Origin of the sequence: uncultured Maritalea sp. (assembly GCF_937139385.1) — a bacterium.
Lineage (GTDB): Bacteria > Pseudomonadota > Alphaproteobacteria > Rhizobiales > Devosiaceae > Maritalea > Maritalea porphyrae_A.
In genome coordinates this window covers 1-2,748 of sequence record NZ_CAKZPW010000273.1, presented here as the reverse complement: position 1 = coordinate 2,748, position 2,748 = coordinate 1, and the positions used below count along the sequence as shown (strand labels likewise).

Below are 2,748 nucleotides of genomic sequence, written 5' to 3'. Positions count from 1 at the left end.
TTGTTACTGGTTCATAGCCGCGGGCAAGTTTGTGGCCACCCTGTGCGCCCGCTTCTACACGCTTTAGGCGGTTTTGAATCGCAAAATCAATGGCTTGATAGTAGCACAATTCGAAATGCAGGAAGGGCACATGGGTATTGCATCCCCAATATCTCCCGAACAAGGTATCTGACCCGATGAAGTTGAGCGCACCAGCGATCGTACGATCTTCGTCCTTTGCAGACATCAACAGTATCCGGTCGGCCATGCTTTTGCCGATCATAGAAAAGAAAGTGCGATTGAGGTATGGCGAGCCCCATTTTCGCGCGCCAGTGTCTTGATAGAATTCAAAAAACACATCCCAATCCGCTTCCGTGATTTCGCTCCCGGTTTTCCACACCACATTGATTCCATTGGCCAATGCTTCGCGCCGCTCTTTGCGAATGGATTTGCGTTTGCGTGAAGTCAGGCTCTCTAAGAAGTCATCAAAATTTGTGAAGTTGTTGTTGGTCCAATGAAACTGTTGATCGTTTCTCTCAAGCCAGCCATTTGATTTGAAAACAGCAAGCTCGTTTTTTGAAAGGAATGTAGCATGCGCAGAAGAGCACCCTAGTTGGATTGTTGCCGACGCGGCGGCATCGGGCAGGGCGGCAAGCATTTCAGTAGGGGCATCAGGCCTTATGAGGAGTTTGGGGGCAGAGGCGGGCGTGAAAGGAACAGAAATTTGCAGCTTTGGGTAATAGTTGCCGCCAGCGCGCGCATATGCATCTGCCCAAGCGTGGTCAAACACATATTCGCCTTGTGAGTGGCTTTTGATGTAAGCTGGCATTATGGCAAAGACGATGTCGTTTTGATCGACTAGCGCGATATGCTGAGGTTGCCAGCCGCTCAGAGCCGAAGCGCTGCCCGAACGTTCAAGTGCATCAAAAAAGGCATATTGAACAAATGGGTTTGTAGAACCAGCGCAAGCATTCCAACTGTCAGCCCCAATCTGTGTCGCTGAGCCAAAGGTCTTTGCAATAATGGGCGCTGATTGTTTGCTCACTTTTTGCCTTTGTCGAGTTGGGAAAGCCCTTCGTCTTCAAAGACGACTTGATCCGCATAAATGGCTGCATTGGCGTGTTGCGCCTCGTTCTTTACTGTCCATGTCATCACTTTGTAGCCGAGCGTTCTGCACAACCGCACCATTGGAAGGTCCAAATCATCTACGTTACAGGAAACGAAGCTAAACCTTGTCCACGGCCAATGTAGGAGATGGCGAAGCAGAAATCCCACAATCCATGGTGCGTTTTTTGGTTTCTCGCGTTCCAATACTACGCCGATTGGCCAAGGGCAGGCATGGCGTCGCAGGTCGACTAAAAGCTTTGGATCAAAACTTTTAAACACCAACGGTCCCTCATAGTTTTGGGCCACTTCAACTGTATGCTTTGCCAATTGCGAATTGTCATCATGTTGGGACTTCAGTTCGACAATAAGCGGTACCTGTCCGTCGACTTGCTGTAACAGATCGGCAAAGGACTGGGGTTTGTTTTGGCTCCCTTTGAGCGGGATGCGGCTGAATTGATCGGCACTTATGCTCCTCAGCCTACCAGATTGTGCCGTCAAACGATCAAGAGTGTAGTCGTGAAACACAACAGGTTGGTCATCGCCTGTCAGCTGCAAGTCGCATTCGATGGCAAGGCCCGCATTTATTGCAGCTGCAAACGCGTCTGCACTGTTTTCTATAATACCCTTTTTGTGGTTATGAAGACCACGATGGGCAATTGGCTGAGCGAAAGCAGCTGCAATATCGTCCATTAATCCGCAATCTCAACAATCGCTTCGATTTCGACAACTGCGCCGAGCGGAAGCGAAGGCACACCAACAGCGGCACGGGCGTGTTTTCCCTTGTCGCCTAAGACTTGGCCGATCAAGTCAGATGCGCCATTTGCCACAAGATGATGCTCATTGAAATCGTCGGTACAGGCTACAAACACGCCGAGTTTGATAACTTGTTTAATGTTGGATAGATCCACACCTGCACTCGACTTTATTTGTCCAAGAATATTGAGGGCACAGATTTGCGCAGCTTGTTGTGCTTGTTCAACGCCAACATTGTCCCCCAAGCGACCTTTGCGAAGGCCCTCAGCATCCATTGGCAGTTGCCCTGAAATGTGCAACAGATTTCCCGTGCGTTGCACTGGCACATAGCTGGCTAGTGGTGCGACAGGGGCAGGCAATTGAAAGCCAAGTTCAATAATTTTTTCTTCAGGTGTCATGGTTGTACCCTAGGTTGATTTTGGTTTTGGCGAATCTTTGTCGCTCTTGATTTCTTCTTTTTTGACGCTCATTAGTTTGCCGCGCAAGACCGCTTTTTTACCAAACCGGTCACGCACCTTATCCATTGCGCGTTCGGCGGCTGCTTTGCGAGCAACCTTTGGATCAATTAGATCGACAGGGTCACTTGCTGGGGCTTTGCACAGGCCTGATACACCAATTCCGATTAGCCTGAAGCTGGTCATGCCCACTTCCTTCTCCAACATCGATTGACCTGTTTCATAGATTATGTGTGCCAATTGAGTTGGAGAGAGGAGTTGGCGGCGCCGTGTTCGCGTGGCAAATCCAGCTGTTTTGAGTTTTAACGTTATGGTGTCACCGGCAAGGTCTTTGGCTTTCATGCGGCTGCTGACTTCTTCTGACAGACGTAACATCACCTTAGAAAGTTCCTCGAAGTCATTTATATCCTTAAAGAAAGTCGTTTCGTTCGATACTGATTTTACGCCGCGCGAA

The 2,748-nt window shown here is 49.3% G+C and carries 3 protein-coding genes and 1 pseudogene; all 4 read right to left on the bottom strand.

Annotated features, from left to right (window positions below):
• The coding region (locus Q0231_RS11135; protein WP_299347727.1) for a GNAT family N-acetyltransferase at positions 1–970 on the bottom strand (970 nt) is incomplete at its 3' end.
• 50 nt (positions 971–1,020) lie between these two features.
• Positions 1,021–1,776 (bottom strand): glycerophosphodiester phosphodiesterase family protein, encoded by a 756-nt coding sequence (locus Q0231_RS11130; protein ID WP_299347726.1) that lies wholly within the window; start codon positions 1,774–1,776, stop codon positions 1,021–1,023.
• Positions 1,776–2,237, bottom strand: coding sequence for a RidA family protein (locus Q0231_RS11125; protein ID WP_299347725.1), 462 nt, complete (start codon positions 2,235–2,237; stop codon positions 1,776–1,778). Before Q0231_RS11125 ends, Q0231_RS11130 begins: the two co-directional genes overlap by 1 nt.
• Before the next feature lie 9 nt (positions 2,238–2,246).
• A pseudogene (locus tag Q0231_RS11120) lies at positions 2,247–2,748 on the bottom strand (DNA polymerase IV); the annotation flags it as partial.

Bases quoted from the DNA above. Each gene is read 5' to 3' on its own strand.
- Q0231_RS11130 (WP_299347726.1), bottom strand. From the start codon at position 1,776: ATGGACGATATTGCAGCTGCTTTCGCTCAGCCAATTGCCCATCGTGGT.
- Q0231_RS11125 (WP_299347725.1), bottom strand. From the start codon at position 2,237: ATGACACCTGAAGAAAAAATTATTGAACTTGGCTTTCAATTGCCTGCC.